This is a genomic window from Enterococcus sp. C76, from assembly GCF_040886985.1.
In the GTDB taxonomy this organism is placed as follows: Bacteria; Bacillota; Bacilli; order Lactobacillales; family Enterococcaceae; genus Enterococcus_B; species Enterococcus_B lactis.
In genome coordinates, this window is the sequence record NZ_JBFOEY010000007.1 from 39,207 (window position 1) to 57,283 (window position 18,077).

Below are 18,077 nucleotides of genomic sequence, written 5' to 3' on the forward strand. Positions count from 1 at the left end.
TTATAAGAAGTAGTAAAGATAAGAGTAGGGGCTGTGACAAAAGTCTTGTTGCAGCCCTTTTTTCAGAAAATAATGAAGATTTCTTTTCCTATCAATTTTTTTTGTTATAATAGGTAGGAAATGAAAACTTGCCAAGAGGAGTAATACAAGATGAATAATACTTACCCAGACGACAGTTTGACGCTGCATACGGATCTATATCAAATTAATATGATGCAGACATACTGGGAATTAGGTCGAGCTGATTTACATGCTGTTTTTGAATGTTATTTTCGAGAAATGCCTTTTAACCACGGGTACGCGGTTTTTGCAGGATTGGAACGGTTAGTCAATTATTTAGAGAATCTGACGTTTAGTGATTCTGATATTGCTTACTTACGTGGCTTAGAAGTCTATCCTGAAGGGTTTTTGGAGTATTTACAAAATTTTGAATTTAAAGCAACGGTTCGTTCTGCTCGTGAAGGTGAATTAGTTTTTGCAAATGAACCATTGATCCAAGTGGAAGGTCCTTTGGCACATTGTCAATTAGTAGAAACAGCACTGTTGAATATGGTCAATTTCCAAACGTTGATCGCGACAAAAGCAGCTCGCATCAAATCTGTGATCGGAGAAGATCCGCTCTTGGAATTTGGGACTAGACGAGCACAAGAATTGGATGCGGCAGTCTGGGGAACTAGAGCGGCATATATCGGCGGAGCAGATGCTACAAGCAATGTACGTGCTGGAAAGATATTTGGGATACCAGCTAGCGGGACTCATGCGCATTCGTTAGTCCAATCTTATGGAAATGATTATGAAGCATTTATGGCGTACGCTAAAACCCATAAAGACTGTGTGTTCTTAGTCGATACTTATGATACGTTGAAATCAGGTGTGCCAAGTGCAATCCGCGTAGCAAAAGAATTAGGTGATAAAATCAACTTCCAAGGCGTACGTATCGACAGTGGAGATATGGCCTATATATCTAAGCGTGTTCGGGAACAATTAGATGCAGCTGGATTTACGGAAGCAAAAATCTATGCTTCAAATGACTTAGATGAAGCAACGATTTTGAATTTAAAGATGCAAAAAGCTAAAATTGATGTATGGGGTGTCGGAACAAAACTGATCACCGCTTATGATCAGCCAGCCCTTGGTGCAGTATTCAAACTAGTATCAATTGAAGATAGCGAAGGAAATATGGTGGATACGATCAAGTTATCAAGCAATGCGGAAAAAGTGACAACTCCAGGAAAAAAACAAGTATGGCGTATTACTCGAAACTCTGATGGGAAATCTGAAGGAGACTATGTCACATTATGGGATGAAGATCCTCGAGAAGAAGAAGCTATCTTTATGTTTCATCCAGTGCATACGTTTATCAATAAAACTGTTCGGGATTTTACCGCTCGCCCCGTTTTACAAGATATCTTTATCGAAGGAAAAAGAGTATACGAACTACCCGTGCTAAACGAAATCAAAGAATATACAAAAGAAAATCTAGATTCACTGTGGGAAGAGTACAAACGAGACTTGAATCCGCAAAAATATCCGGTCGATCTATCTACTGAATGCTGGAACCATAAAATGGCTACGATGGAACGAATGAAAAAAAGCGTAGCAGAACTTCATACAGAAGCATAGGAGGAGAATAAATGAGCCTGCAAACAGAAATCATCCATGAATTAGGTGTCAAACCAACAATTGATCCAACAGAAGAAATTCGTAAAAGTATTGATTTTATGAAAGCTTATTTGAAAAAATATCCGTTTCTTAAAACCTTCGTATTAGGTATTAGCGGTGGTCAAGATTCTACTTTAGCCGGTCGTTTGGCGCAACTAACGATGGAAGAAATGCGTGAAGAAACGAAAGATGAAAGCTATCAATTTATCGCTGTTCGTCTTCCTTATGGTGAACAAGCAGATGAAGAAGATGCAAAAGCTGCCCTTGACTTTATCCAGCCTGATGTCAGTCTGCGAGTAAATATCAAACCTGCTGTTGATGCACAAGTACAAGTATTAAGTGAAGCAGGTGTGGAAATCAGCGATTTTAACAAAGGAAATATCAAAGCACGACAACGAATGATTACACAATATGCCGTAGCCGGAGAAAGAGCAGGAGCTGTATTAGGGACAGATCATGCTGCAGAAAACATCACTGGTTTTTTCACGAAATTTGGTGATGGAGGAGCCGATATCTTACCATTGTTCCGTTTGAACAAACGGCAAGGGAAACAATTGCTTCAAGCATTGAATGCACCGGAAAAGCTATACACAAAAATTCCGACTGCAGATCTTGAAGATGGAAAACCAATGATTGCGGATGAAGTCGCACTAGGTGTTACGTATAACGAAATCGATGATTATCTAGAAGGAAAAGAAGTTCCCGCTCAAGCACAAGAAAAAATCGAAGCGTGGTGGAACAAGACACAGCATAAACGTCATTTGCCAATTTCTGTTTTGGATGATTTTTGGAAATAACAATAAAATAAAAAAACAGCCAATCCCTTCATAGGGATTGGCTGTTTTTTCTTTATAAAATAGAAAAGAAAACTATCAGCTGTAGTAAACTTTTAATTTGATATCCTGGTCGTAATTACCGAATCCTTTACCAAATAAAGTACAGCCACCTACATGTTCGGCATCTTCTTTTACTTCGATTCGCAAATGCCAAGTGTCTTGATCTTTAGGAATGTCGTTGATCGTGATGTCTGACAAAGGTTCCCCATTCATATTTGTCAAATGTTTGGTGATTCGGATCGTCTTCAGCAAGCCGTATTGATTAAGATTATCTGGATACCAATCAGGCGTATATTTCCCACGGATATCAGCAAAATCTCCAGGACTCGTCCATGTTCCTAGCTCTACGCCATTTAGGCTGAAAGTGATATCGGAAGGCCAATTGTCATTTGAAAAAGGAAATTCAGAAGAAATTTCCACAGAAACTTCCAACATTTCTAATGTATCCTCTGCATTCAAAAAATTAGGTGACTGATACTCGACAAACCCGCTGGTAAACCAGAGGATACGAGCATCCATCCTTCTAGGATCCACAAAATAGCGTGGTTCATCCACTTTTCCGATAAAGTCATGGATCGTCGCTAAACCACATGTCGGTTCAATTGCATAATTCGTATAGTGACCAATAGGTATCGATGTTTCTTTCGTGTCAAAAGCATTGAATATTTTTTCTGGGAAACTGATATCTATTTTATCGACACGGAGGCTCGAAATTTTTTGTTGTCCTATTTTCTCTGTTTTGATGATGTTCGCTTCTTCTAACTTTTTCACGTGCATCGTCGTGATCGCGCTGCTTACTCCAAGTTCTTTTGCCAAATCTTTGACATTCATCTTCTTTTTGGAAAGCAACTGAATGATCCTGATTCTTGTCTTGCTAGCTAATGCTTCATATACCGGTAAGGATTCCTCGTTTATTTGTAGTTGCATAATTTTCCTCGCTTATTTTTCTGTTAACTATATATTAACACTAACATTAATATAGTCAATCGTTTTATAAATTACAGCTTTTATTATTAACTTTTATATTAATTATATCTAATTTTTATTTTTTAATTAACAAAAATATTATTGACAACGCTTTCTCAAAGAGTTAACATTCATTTATAAATTAATTAAGGAGGAGACACAATGACAGTTGAAGTACAAGAAGAAGTAAAAATCAAAGAGATGAATGAGAATTATCAAAAGCCGTTGATTATTCAAAGGGCAGATCCATTTATCTATAAACATGAGGACGGATATTATTATTTCATTGCTTCTGTACCTTCATACGATCGTATTGAATTACGCCGTTCAAGAACGATTGCTGGTCTAGCTTATGCAACACCCCGTACAATCTGGCGAAAACATGAGACGGGCGAGATGAGCAAACTAATCTGGGCTCCAGAGATCCATTATATTGCTGGAAAATGGTATATCTATTTTGCTGCAACGCATACAGAAGAGATTATTGATGGATTGTTCACTCATCGAATGTATTGTTTAGAGTGTGAAGCGCAAGATCCGATGGTAGACGAAAATTGGCACGAAAAGGGTCAAGTGGTGTCGCACTTAGATACTTTTTGTTTAGATGCCACAGTGTTTGAACATAATACTCATTTATATTATGTTTGGGCACAAAAAGACAATGCTATTGAAGGAAATTCTAATTTATATATAGCAGAAATGACTAATCCGTGGACATTGAAAACAGAACCAGTTATGCTGACAAAACCAGAATTTGCGTGGGAATGTAAGGGCTTTAAAGTGAATGAGGGGCCTGCAGTATTGATGCGGAATGGAAAAATTTTCATCACTTATTCTGCAAGCGCTACCGACGAAAATTATTGTATGGGAATGATTTATGCTGATTTGGAATCTGACTTATTGAAAAGAGAAAATTGGACAAAGGTGACAGAACCTGTTTTCCAGAGCGACCTTTCTACACAACAATACGGACCTGGACATAATTCTTTTACTATTGCAGAAGATGGAGAAACAGATATCCTGGTTTATCACTGTCGGGACTATACGGAAATCAAAGGTGATCCGCTATACGACCCGAACAGACACACAAAAGTACAAGCTTTTGGTTGGGGTAACGATGGTTTCCCAATTTTTGGCAAGCCGCTTCCATATTTGAATGACTAAGAGAAAGAGGGAGAATCATGAAAAACGAATCGAATCATTTTTGGAGCTTTGCGGGAACCCATTTTACGTATTTCTTTATCTGGGCAACAGTTTTCGGATTTTTGTCGTTATGGCTGCAGCAAGTAGCAGATCTTGACGGAACGCAAGCAGGTATCATCTTTTCGTTCATGGCATTCGTTTCTTTGTTTTACCAGCCGATATTTGGGATATTGTCGGATAAATTAGCATTCAAAAAGAATCTATTGATAACTATCACGATAGCTGGAATGTTCATTGGCCCATTTTTCCAATGGCTCTTTATTCCTCTTTTATCAATCAATACTTTTTTTGGAGCGATCATCGGCAGTATTTATCTAGCTTTTGTTTTAAATGGTGGCGTAGGAGTAGTTGAGACTTACGTTGAACGGGCAAGTTTAGTGAATAAATTCGAATACGGACATTCGCGTTTAGGCGGTTCGATTGCTGGCGCTGTTGCGGCATTCGTAGGCGGAATTATCTTTACGCAAAATCCTAATTCTATTTTTTGGCTTTGCTCATTTATGGCGACAATCTTAACTGGATTAGTGATTTTTGGAGATAAAGTAAATCTTAAAAGCAGTGAAGTACCAGTAGAGGAAAAAAATGAAGTGACCAGAAAAGAGATTTTCACTTTGTTTAAAAATAAAAACTTTTGGCTCTTGTGTCTATTCTTTGTTGGGACAGCCGCTATCTATGATGTAGTAGATCAGCAATTTGCTATCTACTATCGGACTTTTTTCCATGAGGTATCTCAGGGAACAATCATCTACAGTCGATTGCTTTCAATCCAAGTAGCATTGGAGGCGATGATCATGATCCCAATGCCGAGCCTTATCAATAAAATCGGTGCGAAAAAAGGGATGATCCTGTTTGGCTGTTTGATTTTTATAAGAGTGATGCTTAGTGCATTGGCTCCCAACTGGATCGTATTGTCAGGTGCTCGATTGATTGCAGCCGTAGAAATGCCACTGCTTCTTGTTTCCGTTATGAAATATATTTCTGGTGCATTCGATTGGCGATTGTCAGCAACTGTTTATCTTCTAGGGTTTAATTTCTCCAAGCAAATCTCAGTTTTTGCATTCTCTACTATTGCTGGAAAAATGTATGACAGCATAGGATTTAAAGAAACATATATTTTTCTAGCAGTATTGGTGCTCGTAGTGACGGTTGTTGGTGCGATTGGACTAAAGAATCCAGATAAAAGAATAACACCAGTTGGTTTAGAAAAAGGAATATAGTTTCCTAAAAACAGGAGAAAGAAATAATTAGAAAGAGACAACTGGATATTTCCAAGTTGTCTCTTTCTTGTGTATAATGGATACATATGTACGTACAAATAAAAAGGGGCAAGGTAAATGGCAAAATATCAAGATATTGCAGAAGAGATAAAACAAAAGATTCTTCATGAGGAATACGAAGTAAATACAACCATTCCCTCAGAATTCAAGCTGCAAGAAATATATGACGTCAGCAGACATACGATTCGGCAAGCAATCGCTGTGTTGGTAAATGAGGGCTATCTGCGTAAAGAAAAAGGATCGGGCACATATGTAGATGACAGCTATAAGACAGAAAAAGCACCATTGAACAGAACAAAAACGATCGGTGTCATCACCACATATCTCTCTGATTATATTTTTCCGTCGATTATCCGAGGAATCGAAAATGAATTACGAGAATCTGGGTATTCATTGCTTTTAGCCAGTACGAATAACGATCACGAATTGGAGAAAGAGTGTTTGAAGAAAATGATTGCTTATGGGGTAGATGGTTTGATCGTTGAGCCTACGAAAAGTAATCAGTATAATCCAAACTTAGCACTTTATGTTGCTTTGAGAGAACAAGGCATTCCGATGGTGATGATCAATGCTGCTTATGAAGAGTTAAATGCCTCTTATATTTGTTTAGATGATGTGAAAGTCGGTTTTATGGCAGCAGAATATTTGATAAAAAAAGGACATCAACGTCTGTTGTTCATTACAAAAATCGACGATCTTCAAGGAAAATACAGGATGAAAGGTTTTATCAGCGCGTGTGAACAGTATAATGTGCGATTTTTGACAGAAGATATCATTACTTTCACCACGGAAACACGAGAAACGATCGCTGAAAAAACAGTACAACGGTTGAAAGAAGAACAAGCTTTAGATGGCATCATTTGCTATAACGATCAAATAGCTAGTTTATTGCTAGATAAGCTGACAGAAAATGGTTATCAAATTCCAGATGACCTATCGATCGTAGGAACAGACGATTCTTCTTTAAGCCATTTAGGAAATAAAAAATTGACAACATTGACGCATCCAAAAGAAAAGTTGGGACAAGATGCCGCACGGTGGATCGTCACAACGATTGAAAAAGGACAGGCACAGCCGAATATTCTTTATGAGCCTGTACTAGTTGAACGGGAAACAGTAAAAGAAAACGAAAAATAAGAGACGGGTTTTTACCGCCTCTTATTTTTTATATCAATTTGAGACTGTGGCAAAAATCATCAAACATGAGAAACTGTGTTTTGAACTTGTTCCTTGTGACTCGGAACTAAGCGGCTCCTCTTGTTTCTTGAAGTTGCCTACTTCTGTCACAACCTCTTTAAGAATGATGGATAGAAATACGTTTAGGATAAGTTTTTTTAGATGCACTTTGTTCGATTTCCTCTAAAGATTTCCCACGAGTCTCTGGTACGATCTCTTGAATAAATAAAACCCCTAAAAAGCAGATGATCCCAAAAATACCGAAAACGATTTCTTGAGACATAGAAGCAGTCATCACAGGAAAAAGCAAGCCGACTAGGAAAGAACCAATCCAATTGAAAGAAGAGGCCAGGCCAGATGCTCGCCCGCGGACAGCTAGTGGGAATATTTCGCCTACGATTACCCATGTCAGTGGAGCCCATGTGCAAGAATAAAATGCGACATAAATACATAAAAACAAGAGAATCAACAACGAATTTGTATGAGCATCCAGTACAGTTCCTAAAACAGCTGGTAGGATGAAAGAAAGTCCCATCACGCTACCGCCTATTTTCAATAAAGTTCGCCGATTGAACTTGTCTGCAATAACCAAAAAGAGCAAAGAACCAGCAACTAAAATGATTCCTTGGATGATCGGCCACATCAATGCATCGCTCGCTGCATGCCCAGTCGCTTTTTCTACGATCAGTGGAATATAGTAAAAAATAGCATTAGCTCCTTGAAATTGCTGGAATACTGCTACACCAATACTGGCAATAACTAACGAACGATACTTTTCTAAAAATAAAGTATGCCAAGAAGTTACGGTTGTCTTTTCTTGTTTGACATTCAGCTGGATTTGTTCGAATTCCTGTTCAGCTTCGTTTGGTGTCCGAATATAGTTCAATACTCTTTTTGCCTCTTCCAAGCGACCAGATTGCACAAGAAAACGCGGTGACTCTGGTAGAGCTAAAACGCCGAAAAATAAAATCAGTGCAGGGACAGCAGCGAGTCCTAACATCACGCGCCAAGCCATCGTTTCAGGTAACCCTTTTAGCAAATAATCTGCAACATAGGAAAGGAGCATGCCAGAAGCAATCATCACTTGATTGATCCCTGACAATCTTCCCCTTAGTCTAGCAGGAGCCATTTCAGACATATAAGCAGGAACTAGGGCAGATGCAGCGCCAACAGCTAAACCTAGAAGAATCCTTGCTGCAATCAGAAAATAAGAACCATTGTGAGGGGCAGATGCAGAAAGGACAGAACCAGCCATAAAAATAAGTGCAGAAAGAAGAATCATTTTTCGTCGTCCAAGCTTATCAGAAAGAAGACCAGATAAAGAGCCACCAAGGATCGCACCTAACATGACCGAAGACGTGATCCATCCTATCAAAGAAGCCTTACCCGCCAAACCCCAATCATGTTGTAAAAAAGGTAAAGCGCCGGTCATAACACCAATATCATATCCAAATAGAATGCCGCCAAATGCGCCAAAAAAATAAATAAACGATGAGGAAACTTTTTTTTCTTTTTTCATAAGTATTCTCTCCTTCTAGAATTTCGAGAAGGCGGTTGATCAGATTTTGTAAGCAATTTCATTCTATAACTTATGTACGTACAAAACAAGCGTTTTTTATTATATTCTTGAAAATAACCACTTGACATGTACGTACAAAAGTATACAATAATCATTGTAAGCGCTACTAAAAAAGACGGTTTGATCAGGTTTGACGAGAAGGAGGGAGTTAAATCATTATGAAGGAAGTAAATGCGCAAAGTATGTTAGATGTCATAGATGGTCGTACATCTTTAGGAATTGAGTTTGGATCAACTAGGATCAAAGCTGTATTGATTGATTCATCTTTTACTCCTATTGCCGCTGGTAGTTATGAGTGGGAAAACAAACTAGAAAATAGTATCTGGACCTATTCATTAGAAGATATTTGGAAAGGACTGCGCGTCAGTTACCGAAAAATGGCAGCAGAAGTATTCGAAATCTATGGCGAGAATCTTACAACAATCGGGTCGATTGGGTTCAGTGCAATGATGCACGGTTATCTAGCATTTGATAGCAAGGAACAGTTACTAGTACCATTTCGTACTTGGCGAAATACAATCACTGAAGAAGCAGAACGAATATTAACGGAAAAATTTCAATACAATATTCCGCAGAGATGGAGTATCGCTCATTTGTATCAAGCTATCTTGAATAAAGAAGAACATGTGAGAGAAATTGATTTTTTGACAACGCTTGCAGGGTATGTTCATTGGCAGCTTACTGGTGAGAAAGTACTAGGCGTAGGAGATGCATCAGGCATGTTTCCTATCGATCCTTCAACGAAAACCTACCATCAAGAAATGAAAAATATTTTTGGTCAATTAATCGAAAAAGAGCGTATAGCGATTGATTTGGATCACATTTTGCCTAAAGTTCTAGTAGCAGGAGAAGAAGCTGGCAAGTTGAGCGAATCAGGGGCTTATCTGATCGACCCTACGGGAAACCTGAAGCCAGGAATCCCGATTTGTCCGCCAGAAGGAGATGCAGGAACCGGTATGGTCGCTACGAACAGTGTAGCCAAACGGACAGGGAACATTTCGGCTGGTACTTCCGCCTTCGCTATGATCGTATTAGAAAAAGAACTAGAAAATGTCCATCCGGAAATCGACATGGTCACTACACCTTCAGGAGAACTAGTAGGTATGGTTCATACGAATAACTGCTCTTCGGATATCAATGCTTGGGTCAATATTTTTGAAGAATTTACCAATTCTTTGGGTATGGAGATAAGCAGAGATAAATTATTCACGGTATTATTCAACAAAGCGCTAGAAGGCGATATGGATTGCGGGGGATTACTTTCTTATGGTTATTTTTCCGGTGAAAACATTACAGGAGTAAATGAAGGAAGGCCATTATTTGTACGTACACCAGGTAGCCGTTTTGATTTAGCGAATTTCATGCGGATCCATTTAGCCAGTGCTTTTGGTGCAATGAGAATCGGAATGGATATATTGAAATCTGAGGATGTCCAAATTGATCGTTTAGTGGGGCATGGGGGGATTTTTAAAACACCAGAAGTTGGACAGCGGATTCTAGCATCTGCTATGGAGGCGCCAGTTACAGTGATGGACACAGCCGGAGAAGGTGGAGCGTGGGGGATCGCGTTATTAGCAGCCTATATGATGGATCGACACGGGAAATCTTTAGAAAACTTCTTGGCAGAAGACGTGTTTGGACAAGACCAAGGAATCACCATCACACCTTCAGCAGAAGAAATAGCAGGCTATCAGATATTTATGAGTCGTTACCGTGAGGGGATCGACATTGAAAAAACAGCGATTCATCAATTGCAAGAAAAAGGAGTGATAGAAAATGCTGGAACAACTGAAAGAAGAAGTGTATCAAGCAAATCTTGACTTGCCTAAACACGGACTTGTCAAATATACATGGGGAAATGTGAGCGCTTTTGATCCTGATACACGATATTTCGTTATCAAACCTAGCGGGGTCAGCTATGAAGAGATGACAGCAGACGACATGGTCGTTGTGGACTTGGACAATCATATCATTGAAGGTAAACTCAATCCCTCTTCGGATACGCCTACTCATGCTGTTTTATATCGTTCATTTCCTCAAATCGGAGGAATCGTCCATACTCACTCGACATGGGCGACGATCTGGGCACAAGCAGGATTGGATGTTCCTGCGATGGGGACGACGCATGCAGATACTTTTTATGGATCGGTACCTTGTGCTCGATTTTTGACACAACAGGAAATCGACAGCGGATACGAATATGAAACAGGAAAAGTTATCATAGAAACATTCAAAGAACGCAAAATTGATCCCTTAGCAATTCCAGGGGTACTTTTACACGGACACGGTCCATTTACTTGGGGGAAAGATGCGCAAAGTGCGGTAATGAACGCAGTCGTACTAGATGAAGTATGCAAGATGAATTTATTTACCAGACAGCTCAATTCATTTTCAGAAGAGCTGCCTCAACGGATTTTAGATAAACATTATTTACGAAAACACGGAAAAAATGCGTATTACGGACAAAACAAATAAAAGGAGTGGCTAATTATGTTGAATATTGGAGAAAAAGAATTTTGGTTTGTTGTAGGATCACAGCATTTATATGGGGAAGAAGCACTGCGAGAAGTAAAGAAACATGCACAAGAAATGGTCGATGAACTGAATGAAAATGGCCAATTGCCTTATCCTATCCGCCTTCAAGAATTAGCAGTTACTGCTGATACGATCACAAAAATCATGAAAGAGGTCAATTATCGAGAAGAAGTAGCAGGTGTGATCACTTGGATGCATACTTTCTCACCAGCAAAAATGTGGATCCGTGGGACAAAGCTTCTACAAAAACCATTGCTTCATTTAGCTACGCAATATAACGAAAGCATTCCTTGGAAAACGATCGATATGGATTTCATGAATTTAAATCAATCCGCTCATGGCGACCGCGAATATGGGTTCATCAATGCTCGATTAAATAAACAAAATAAAATCGTCGTTGGCTACTGGAAACGACCTGAGATCCAAAAAGAGATTGCTGATTGGATGGATGTTGCAGTAGCCTATAATGAAAGTTTTGGAATAAAAGTGGCTCGTTTTGGTGACAACATGAGAAACGTGGGTGTCACAGAAGGAGACAAAGTGGAAGCACAGATTCAATTTGGTTGGACTGTTGATTATTTTGGTATCGGAGATCTTGTACAAGTAATCGATCGCGTGTCAGACGAAGAAGTCGAACAATTATTTGAAGAGTACAAGGAATTGTATACCTTCGACTATGGTGATTATGAAGAAAAGACATGGGAAGAACATGTAAAAGTACAAGCTCAGCAGGAAATCGGTATTCGCCGTTTCTTAGAAGAAGGAGGCTATAACGCTTTTACGACTAATTTTGAAGACCTGTATGGGATGAAACAACTGCCTGGACTAGCTGTACAACGTTTGATGGCAGAAGGATACGGTTTTGCTGGGGAAGGCGACTGGAAAACTGCAGCGATTGATCGGTTGCTGAAAATCATGGCTCGAGGAAAAGATACAGGATTCATGGAAGATTATACTTACGAGCTAGCTAGTGGCCAAGAAGCAATCTTGGAATCCCATATGATGGAAGTAGATCCGACGCTTGCTGCGACGAAACCAAGAATCGTTGTTTCTCCTTTATCAATGGGAGATAGAGAAGATCCGGCGCGTCTTGTATTTGATGGGAAAGCAGGAGAAGGGGTAGTCGTATCGATGGCAGATTTCGGTACGCATTATAAACTGCTGATCAATGAAGTAGAAGCCTTTGAACCAACGACTGAAGCACCTAATTTGCCTGTTGCACGTGTGTTATGGAAAACTAAACCGAATTTCCATGAAGGTGTCCATTCATGGATTCAGGCAGGTGGCGGTCATCATACCGTTGTCTCGCTAAATCTAACAACAGATCAAATTGAAACATGGGCAAAATTAGTTGAGTTGGAAACAGTTGTTATTAGATAAAAAGAGGTTGTGAAAAAGCCACTTAGTTTTAAGAAATAAGAAGAGATTGACGAAATTTGCTTTTCAACTATTTTTGAAATTTTGGCTTATCATCAATGTCAGCTAACTGAACACCATTTATCAAGAAATCTCACCCACAATATTTTGCTCTCAAAAATAAGGCTTATGGCAGTAACTTGTCATGGCCTTATTTTTATCACTAAGCCTACTCTGCTCTAACTGCTATTTTTGCTTCTAGGAAGTCAAATGGTAAACAGTTGTCTAATTACAAAAATTTCGAGATACTTGTTAGTAAGGAGGGGGTTTTATGTATCACGTTCATTTGATTGATGCTATTCCAGAACAAGAGATAGAAAAGTTACAAGGGGAATATTTCAAAATAATAGATGATTTGCCAGCCGAAGGAATAGTCATTCGTAGTACGAAAGTGAAAGACGAATGGCTTACACCAGATTTGCTAGCAATTTCAAGAGCTGGTGTTGGGGTGAACACGATCAACGTTGAAAAAGCTTCTGAAAACGGGACGATCGTCATGAATACACCAGGTGTAAATGCTAATGCAGTAAAAGAGCTTGTTTTGTGCTGTTTGCTCTTATCTTCCCGTCCGATAATCGAAGCAAGTCGTATGGTACAAACACTAACAGGTCCTAATATTTTAGAACAGGCAGAAAACAAAAGAAGTGCTTGTGTGGGACGAGAGTTGCAAGGCAAAACCATTGGCCTTCTTGGTCTTGGCGCGATAGGTACAAAAGTAGCGCTAAGTTGCTATGGCTTAGGGATGGATGTCTTGGGTTATTCTATCCGCGATGCCCAGTTGGATTATGTTCGGCAAGCAGATTTAGAAACAGTTCTTTCTGCCTCGGATTACATCGTAGTCATGCTGCCATTGACAGAAGATACAAAAGGATTGATCGATCAGGTGAATATAGAAAAAATGAAAAAAGATGCTGTACTTATCAATGTAGGAAGAAGTGAAATCGTTGATAAATATGCTGTTATGCAAGCATTGGAAAAACAACATCTGGCCAAATACGTGACTGATTTCCCAGAAGAAGAGTTCTTAGAAAATGACCGTATACTTATGTTGCCTCATCTAGGGGGATCGACTCAGGAAGCTTTGGCAGACAGCGGACGTTTGGCAGTTGAAGCCTTAAAAGATTATCTTTTGTTCGGTACGGTTAGAGAAGCGGTCAATTATCCATCCGCACGAATGTTTTTCCAAGCGCCGTTTCGATTCACTATATTTTATCAAAAGAAAACCAATATATTAGCAGAGATATTTTCTCTGCTGAATGAGAACGAGCTAGCGATCGCAGATATATCGCGTAACCATAAGAATGAGCATGTCTACATATTGATTGACATAGACAGTACTGATTTTGAACAGCTCAATCAAGTGAAACAACAGCTAGAAAAAATTTCTGGAGTACGAAAAGTCCGCTTATTAAAGAAACCAGAAAGGTCATAAAGCAAGAGAATATTTGGATTTCATTAATTCTTCTTTCCGTTCTTTACTTTCGAATTTCGTACAACTAAAATAAGAGAAACAACATTCTTTTGTTGATAGAAATGAAGGAGCAAGCATTTGAAAAGATATATAAGCAGACTTTCAACCAAACAGAAAAAGATTTTAAAAGGAACAGCAACGATCATCAGTATCTTTTTTCTTGTTGTTTTTAGTAATTTGTTTTTGCAATGGTGTCAAAATGATCTATCCGTAGACCTTGCGTTGAAATTTGCTTTTTCTTGGCATACGGAAAAATTCTTCTTAGCCTGTCTCGTCTTGCTGATCATTCTTATTTTTCTGATTGCACTAGCAGGATCTGTCCCTTTAGGTTCCCTTACGTATGTCGTAACCATCGGTGTGTTAGGTTTTGCAAATTATATGAAAATGAGTTATCGGCAAGAACCGATTTATCCAGACGATTTGAAGATGATCACTGAAATCGGATTGCTGAAAGATATGACCGGCACTATGCTGTTTACAGTGATCTTAGTTGCCACAGGAACCGTGCTAGGATTGTTTTGCTGGTACATGTTTCGAAGCCTGAAAAAAGGAAGGCGATTCCAATTGATCCGATTAACGACACTGCTTGTGGCAATTGGACTATTAGGGTATATCAGTAATTTCAACAATCCCGATAATTTGTTGCGAAAAGCATATAATAAAACGGCACTATGGATACCTTACAGTCAGAAAATGAACTACTATAACACTGGTTTTATCGGTGGGTTTTTGTACAATCTGAAGGTAGAACCAATGGATGAACCTGAAGGATATTCGAAAGCAAAGATCAAAGAAATCACTGAAAAATACCAGAAGCTAGCAGATGAAAAAAATAAAGCTGTAGAGGAAGAGTCGCCGAACATCGTGTTCGTGATGAGTGAAAGTTTCTCAGATCCTAGTCGATTAAACGGCGTAGAAGTATCTGGTGAGCCATTGGCAGATTATTATGAAGTAGCTGATCAAACATATAGTGGCAATATGCTTTCTCAAAACTATGGCGGTGGAACAGCAAATATCGAATTCGAAGCATTGACTGGTTTTTCTATGGCGTTATTTAATGCGCAACTCACCACCCCTTACACGATGCTTGTACCAAAAATGGATCAGCTTCCTTCTATCGTTTCAGCGTTAAACGCACAATCATACCAGACGACAGCGATCCATCCATACAATACTTCGATGTATAAAAGAGAGGATGTTTATCAGACATTAGGATTTGACCAGTTCATCAGCGAGCGTACGATGACCTATACGGATACGATAGAGAATAATCCATATATTTCTGATGAGTCAGCTTACAAAGAAGTAATGACACTTCTCAAGGAAGAAAAAACACCTCAGTTCATTCATTTAGTCACGATGCAGACACATATGCCTTACAATGGAAAGTATGATAGACTGGGCTATTCTGCAGAAATTTCAGATGGAAGTGGGACGCTTGACTTAGAGAATTATCTGCAAGATATTTCCTATAGCAGCACGGCACTGAAGCAATTCACGGAAGAATTGAAGAATCTTTCTAGAAGGACACTAGTTGTTTTTTGGGGGGATCATCTGCCAGGAATCTATTCAGATACCATCCAAGCCAAAAATGATAAACAAACATTACATGAAACACAATTCTTGATGTTCGACAGTAAAGGGAAATTAGAAAAGCAAACGACTCAAGATGCAATCACCAGTCCTTTTTATTTTGCAGCGAATCTAATGGAACAGACGAATCAGACAACGAATGGTTTTTATCAGCTGCTTTTATCATTAGAACAAGAACTTCCGGCGTTTGAACGAGAACTGTACTATCAAAACGGACAGTGGTATAAAGAAGCGCAATTCAATCGCTCGCAACAAGAGATTTACGACGAATATCAATTGATTCAATATGACATTGTCGCAGGGAAACAATATAGTTTAGCAGATGGTTTCTTTGAGCATGAATAAGAATGGCGAGCTGTATAGAAACCATTAAATTTTTTCAAGTACTTGTCATTTGAGGATAAAAACAAGTAGAATAAATAATAACAATAATGGAGAAAGTAGGAAAACAAACATGTTACCGAATATTGGCTATTATGTGCAGTCCATCGATCAAATCGTCAAGGAAACCGAAGCAATCGGAGAAGGAATGCATCCGAAATATGAAGTGATCAGAAACGCAATCGATGAAGGAAAAACAAGTGAACTGGACAGATCGACCCTTGAAGAGACCGTCCAGTTATTTGAAGAAGGAACAAAAAAATATCGGGCAATGCTTAAGAAAGTCAGTACATTGCGCCCACCAGCAAAAGCAATGGGCATTCATAAAAATTTTGAAAAAGCTTATCTTTCATATGTAGCAGGCTGTGAAGAAATGATTCAAAGTATTGATCTTGAGTCAGGAGTAGATAAAGATTTATTCAATACATCTGAAGCAAAACAAGACCAAGCGACTGACCAATTGACAGCTGCCATCCAAAAAATGACTAATTTGTTATTGAAAAAATAAAAGAAAACTTTGATGACAATAAAAACTAGAGTTATCTAATATAAATGTAATATTGTCTTTATGATAGAGTGAACAAAATCCTTTATGATAAGAACATACCTATAACCAACAACCTTGTACTTACTCAAAATTGAGTAAATACTCCTTTTCCGCAGAGTCTAACCAACTCGGCGGTTTTTTTATTTATAGAAAAGGACATCAGAACAGATGAAAAAGTCTTGCGCTGATGTCCTTTTCAGATAGTATGGAAGGTTGATTAGTTTTCTACATTCCGTACATATTGTTCAAAGTAGTTCTGTAAATCGGCTTTGAATTTCTGATATTCCTCTTCGCTATACTCTTTATCTTCGATTTTTCCATCAAAGAAAGGAATATTCAGTTCTTCCCGCAGCCTGTCTAATACGTCTTGCTGATTCATTTTATTCTCCTTTTCTTGCTAACGATCAAAATAAACACAGACACATTCTGGTGCATAGACATCTTTTTGCAATAATTCCAGTAATCCTGTTTCAGGATGACGGCGGTATAATGTCAGATTATCGGTATTCTGATTAGCACATACGACAAAATCATTGCTTGGATCTAGTGCGAAATCGCGAGGAAAATCGCCTTCTGTTGAGATGATTTGTTTATTTTGGATGTGAGAACCATCTTCGGAAACTGCGAATACGGCAATCGAGTTGTGTCCCCGATTAGAAGCGTAAAGGAACTTGCCATCATTGGAAATGCGAATAGCAGCCCCTCCATTTTCACCGTCGAATTCTTCTGGCAAGGTCGATATTTTCTGTAATTCTTCAAAATCACCTGTTTCTTTATCATAAGAAAGCACTCGGACTGTGCTGTCTAATTCACCAAATAAATAGGCGAATTGTCCATTCGGATGAAAGACGAGATGGCGAGGGCCTGTTCCTGGCTCTGCAGTGAAGGTAGTTACAAGATTCAATTTGCCGTTTTCGGACACATCATAAGTATACACACGATCTGTACCAAGATCACATACGACTAATCGTTGGTCAGGAGTCAGATCCGTATAATGGACATGCGCATGATCTTGGTTTTTATGAGGGCCTGTCGCTTCTTGATGGAATACTGAATCCGCTGCTTTCAGCTCGCCATCTCCTAATATGTGATAGACATTTACTTCGCCTTTATGGTAGTTGGCCCCATAGAGCAATTGCCGTGTTTCATCAACCGCTACATAACATAAAGGAGCCCCAGACTCTGTTACCGCATTCAAAAAATGAAAATCCTTATCGTACGCACCGGCACCACCTAATCCGTCTACACTGGTAACCGTGTAAAGATTGCCAGCTTTGCTTTTTGCTAGGTAGGTAGGGCTGTTCTCTTCAACAGCCAATGAAAGACTGGATAATTCTTCTTTTTCTGTATCAAGATCGATCGTATAGATTCCTTTGCTTTCGCGACGCGTATAGGTTCCTAAAATTATCTTTTCGATCATATGAGCTGATTCCTC

The 18,077-nt window shown here is 39.0% G+C and carries 16 protein-coding genes; 11 read left to right on the forward strand and 5 right to left on the reverse strand.

Annotated features, from left to right (window positions below; translation table 11 throughout):
- Positions 1-150: 150 nt before the first annotated feature.
- Both AB3I00_RS09985 and nadE read left to right on the forward strand, forming a co-directional pair.
- Positions 151-1,623 (forward strand): nicotinate phosphoribosyltransferase, encoded by a 1,473-nt coding sequence (locus tag AB3I00_RS09985; protein ID WP_002291453.1) that lies wholly within the window; start codon positions 151-153, stop codon positions 1,621-1,623.
- A gap of 11 nt (positions 1,624-1,634) precedes the next feature.
- Positions 1,635-2,459 (forward strand): ammonia-dependent NAD(+) synthetase, encoded by an 825-nt coding sequence (gene nadE, locus AB3I00_RS09990; RefSeq protein WP_002310056.1) that lies wholly within the window; start codon positions 1,635-1,637, stop codon positions 2,457-2,459.
- A gap of 75 nt (positions 2,460-2,534) precedes the next feature.
- On the opposite strand, the gene AB3I00_RS09995 is transcribed toward nadE, so the two are convergent.
- On the reverse strand, positions 2,535-3,425 hold the full coding sequence (locus AB3I00_RS09995; RefSeq protein ID WP_002310057.1) for a transcriptional regulator: 891 nt from the start codon (positions 3,423-3,425) through the stop codon (positions 2,535-2,537).
- Between the two features lie 201 nt (positions 3,426-3,626).
- Here AB3I00_RS09995 and AB3I00_RS10000 point away from each other — a divergent pair, with 201 nt between their 5' ends.
- The 3 genes from AB3I00_RS10000 (at position 3,627) to AB3I00_RS10010 (ending at position 7,081) form a co-directional block, all read left to right on the forward strand.
- Entirely contained in the window at positions 3,627-4,628 is a 1,002-nt protein-coding gene (locus AB3I00_RS10000) for a family 43 glycosylhydrolase (protein ID WP_368025152.1), read from the forward strand.
- 17 nt (positions 4,629-4,645) lie between these two features.
- A complete protein-coding gene (locus tag AB3I00_RS10005) occupies positions 4,646-5,884 on the forward strand; it encodes an oligosaccharide MFS transporter (RefSeq protein WP_002328937.1) in 1,239 nt (412 codons plus the stop codon).
- 117 nt (positions 5,885-6,001) lie between these two features.
- Positions 6,002-7,081 carry a GntR family transcriptional regulator gene (locus AB3I00_RS10010; protein ID WP_002315719.1) on the forward strand — a complete coding sequence of 360 codons (1,080 nt, stop codon included), beginning with the start codon at positions 6,002-6,004 and terminating at the stop codon, positions 7,079-7,081.
- Between the two features lie 157 nt (positions 7,082-7,238).
- On the opposite strand, the gene AB3I00_RS10015 is transcribed toward AB3I00_RS10010, so the two are convergent.
- Positions 7,239-8,639, reverse strand: a complete 1,401-nt coding sequence (locus AB3I00_RS10015; protein ID WP_368025153.1) for a sugar porter family MFS transporter — start codon at positions 8,637-8,639, stop codon at positions 7,239-7,241.
- A gap of 218 nt (positions 8,640-8,857) precedes the next feature.
- On the opposite strand from AB3I00_RS10015, the gene AB3I00_RS10020 reads away from it, so the two are divergent.
- From AB3I00_RS10020 to AB3I00_RS10035, 4 genes are all read left to right on the forward strand, one after another.
- Entirely contained in the window at positions 8,858-10,519 is a 1,662-nt protein-coding gene (locus AB3I00_RS10020) for a xylulokinase (protein WP_368025154.1), read from the forward strand.
- Positions 10,476-11,174 carry an L-ribulose-5-phosphate 4-epimerase gene (locus AB3I00_RS10025; protein ID WP_086286490.1) on the forward strand — a complete coding sequence of 233 codons (699 nt, stop codon included), beginning with the start codon at positions 10,476-10,478 and terminating at the stop codon, positions 11,172-11,174. Before AB3I00_RS10020 ends, AB3I00_RS10025 begins: the two co-directional genes overlap by 44 nt.
- Positions 11,175-11,189: 15 nt before the next feature.
- A complete protein-coding gene (gene araA / locus AB3I00_RS10030; RefSeq protein WP_002291462.1) occupies positions 11,190-12,614 on the forward strand; it encodes an L-arabinose isomerase in 1,425 nt (474 codons plus the stop codon).
- Between the two features lie 307 nt (positions 12,615-12,921).
- On the forward strand, positions 12,922-14,082 hold the full coding sequence (locus AB3I00_RS10035) for an NAD(P)-dependent oxidoreductase (RefSeq protein WP_368025155.1): 1,161 nt from the start codon (positions 12,922-12,924) through the stop codon (positions 14,080-14,082).
- Here AB3I00_RS10035 and AB3I00_RS10040 read toward each other — a convergent pair.
- Positions 14,077-14,199: a hypothetical protein gene (locus AB3I00_RS10040; RefSeq protein ID WP_002291464.1), complete on the reverse strand. Its 123-nt coding sequence runs from the start codon at positions 14,197-14,199 to the stop codon at positions 14,077-14,079. The two genes, AB3I00_RS10035 and AB3I00_RS10040, sit on opposite strands and share 6 nt — an antisense overlap.
- On the opposite strand from AB3I00_RS10040, the gene AB3I00_RS10045 reads away from it, so the two are divergent.
- Together AB3I00_RS10045 and AB3I00_RS10050 are read left to right on the forward strand one after the other, a co-directional pair.
- Complete coding sequence (locus AB3I00_RS10045) at positions 14,200-16,059, forward strand: LTA synthase family protein (RefSeq protein WP_368025156.1); 1,860 nt, start codon at positions 14,200-14,202, stop codon at positions 16,057-16,059.
- Positions 16,060-16,168: 109 nt separating this feature from the next.
- Positions 16,169-16,603, forward strand: coding sequence for a hypothetical protein (locus tag AB3I00_RS10050; protein ID WP_002310078.1), 435 nt, complete (start codon positions 16,169-16,171; stop codon positions 16,601-16,603).
- A gap of 256 nt (positions 16,604-16,859) precedes the next feature.
- Here AB3I00_RS10050 and AB3I00_RS10055 read toward each other — a convergent pair whose 3' ends face one another.
- On the reverse strand, positions 16,860-17,021 hold the full coding sequence (locus AB3I00_RS10055) for a hypothetical protein (protein WP_368025157.1): 162 nt from the start codon (positions 17,019-17,021) through the stop codon (positions 16,860-16,862).
- An 18-nt stretch (positions 17,022-17,039) separates the two neighbouring features.
- Positions 17,040-18,062: a lactonase family protein gene (locus AB3I00_RS10060; RefSeq protein WP_002335468.1), complete on the reverse strand. Its 1,023-nt coding sequence runs from the start codon at positions 18,060-18,062 to the stop codon at positions 17,040-17,042.
- Between the last annotated feature and the right edge of the window lie 15 nt (positions 18,063-18,077).

What these genes read in the sequence shown, in the direction of transcription:
- AB3I00_RS10035 (WP_368025155.1), top strand. Translation starts at nt 12,922, where the DNA reads ATGTATCACGTTCATTTGATTGATGCTATTCCAGAACAAGAGATAGAA.
- AB3I00_RS10020 (WP_368025154.1), top strand. Translation starts at nt 8,858, where the DNA reads ATGAAGGAAGTAAATGCGCAAAGTATGTTAGATGTCATAGATGGTCGT.
- AB3I00_RS09995 (WP_002310057.1), bottom strand. Translation starts at nt 3,425, where the DNA reads ATGCAACTACAAATAAACGAGGAATCCTTACCGGTATATGAAGCATTA.
- AB3I00_RS10060 (WP_002335468.1), bottom strand. Translation starts at nt 18,062, where the DNA reads ATGATCGAAAAGATAATTTTAGGAACCTATACGCGTCGCGAAAGCAAA.
- AB3I00_RS10010 (WP_002315719.1), top strand. Translation starts at nt 6,002, where the DNA reads ATGGCAAAATATCAAGATATTGCAGAAGAGATAAAACAAAAGATTCTT.
- AB3I00_RS10055 (WP_368025157.1), bottom strand. Translation starts at nt 17,021, where the DNA reads ATGAATCAGCAAGACGTATTAGACAGGCTGCGGGAAGAACTGAATATT.
- AB3I00_RS10050 (WP_002310078.1), top strand. Translation starts at nt 16,169, where the DNA reads ATGTTACCGAATATTGGCTATTATGTGCAGTCCATCGATCAAATCGTC.
- araA (WP_002291462.1), top strand. Translation starts at nt 11,190, where the DNA reads ATGTTGAATATTGGAGAAAAAGAATTTTGGTTTGTTGTAGGATCACAG.
- nadE (WP_002310056.1), top strand. Translation starts at nt 1,635, where the DNA reads ATGAGCCTGCAAACAGAAATCATCCATGAATTAGGTGTCAAACCAACA.
- AB3I00_RS10000 (WP_368025152.1), top strand. Translation starts at nt 3,627, where the DNA reads ATGACAGTTGAAGTACAAGAAGAAGTAAAAATCAAAGAGATGAATGAG.
- AB3I00_RS10040 (WP_002291464.1), bottom strand. Translation starts at nt 14,199, where the DNA reads ATGCTTGCTCCTTCATTTCTATCAACAAAAGAATGTTGTTTCTCTTAT.
- AB3I00_RS10015 (WP_368025153.1), bottom strand. Translation starts at nt 8,639, where the DNA reads ATGAAAAAAGAAAAAAAAGTTTCCTCATCGTTTATTTATTTTTTTGGC.
- AB3I00_RS10025 (WP_086286490.1), top strand. Translation starts at nt 10,476, where the DNA reads ATGCTGGAACAACTGAAAGAAGAAGTGTATCAAGCAAATCTTGACTTG.
- AB3I00_RS10005 (WP_002328937.1), top strand. Translation starts at nt 4,646, where the DNA reads ATGAAAAACGAATCGAATCATTTTTGGAGCTTTGCGGGAACCCATTTT.
- AB3I00_RS09985 (WP_002291453.1), top strand. Translation starts at nt 151, where the DNA reads ATGAATAATACTTACCCAGACGACAGTTTGACGCTGCATACGGATCTA.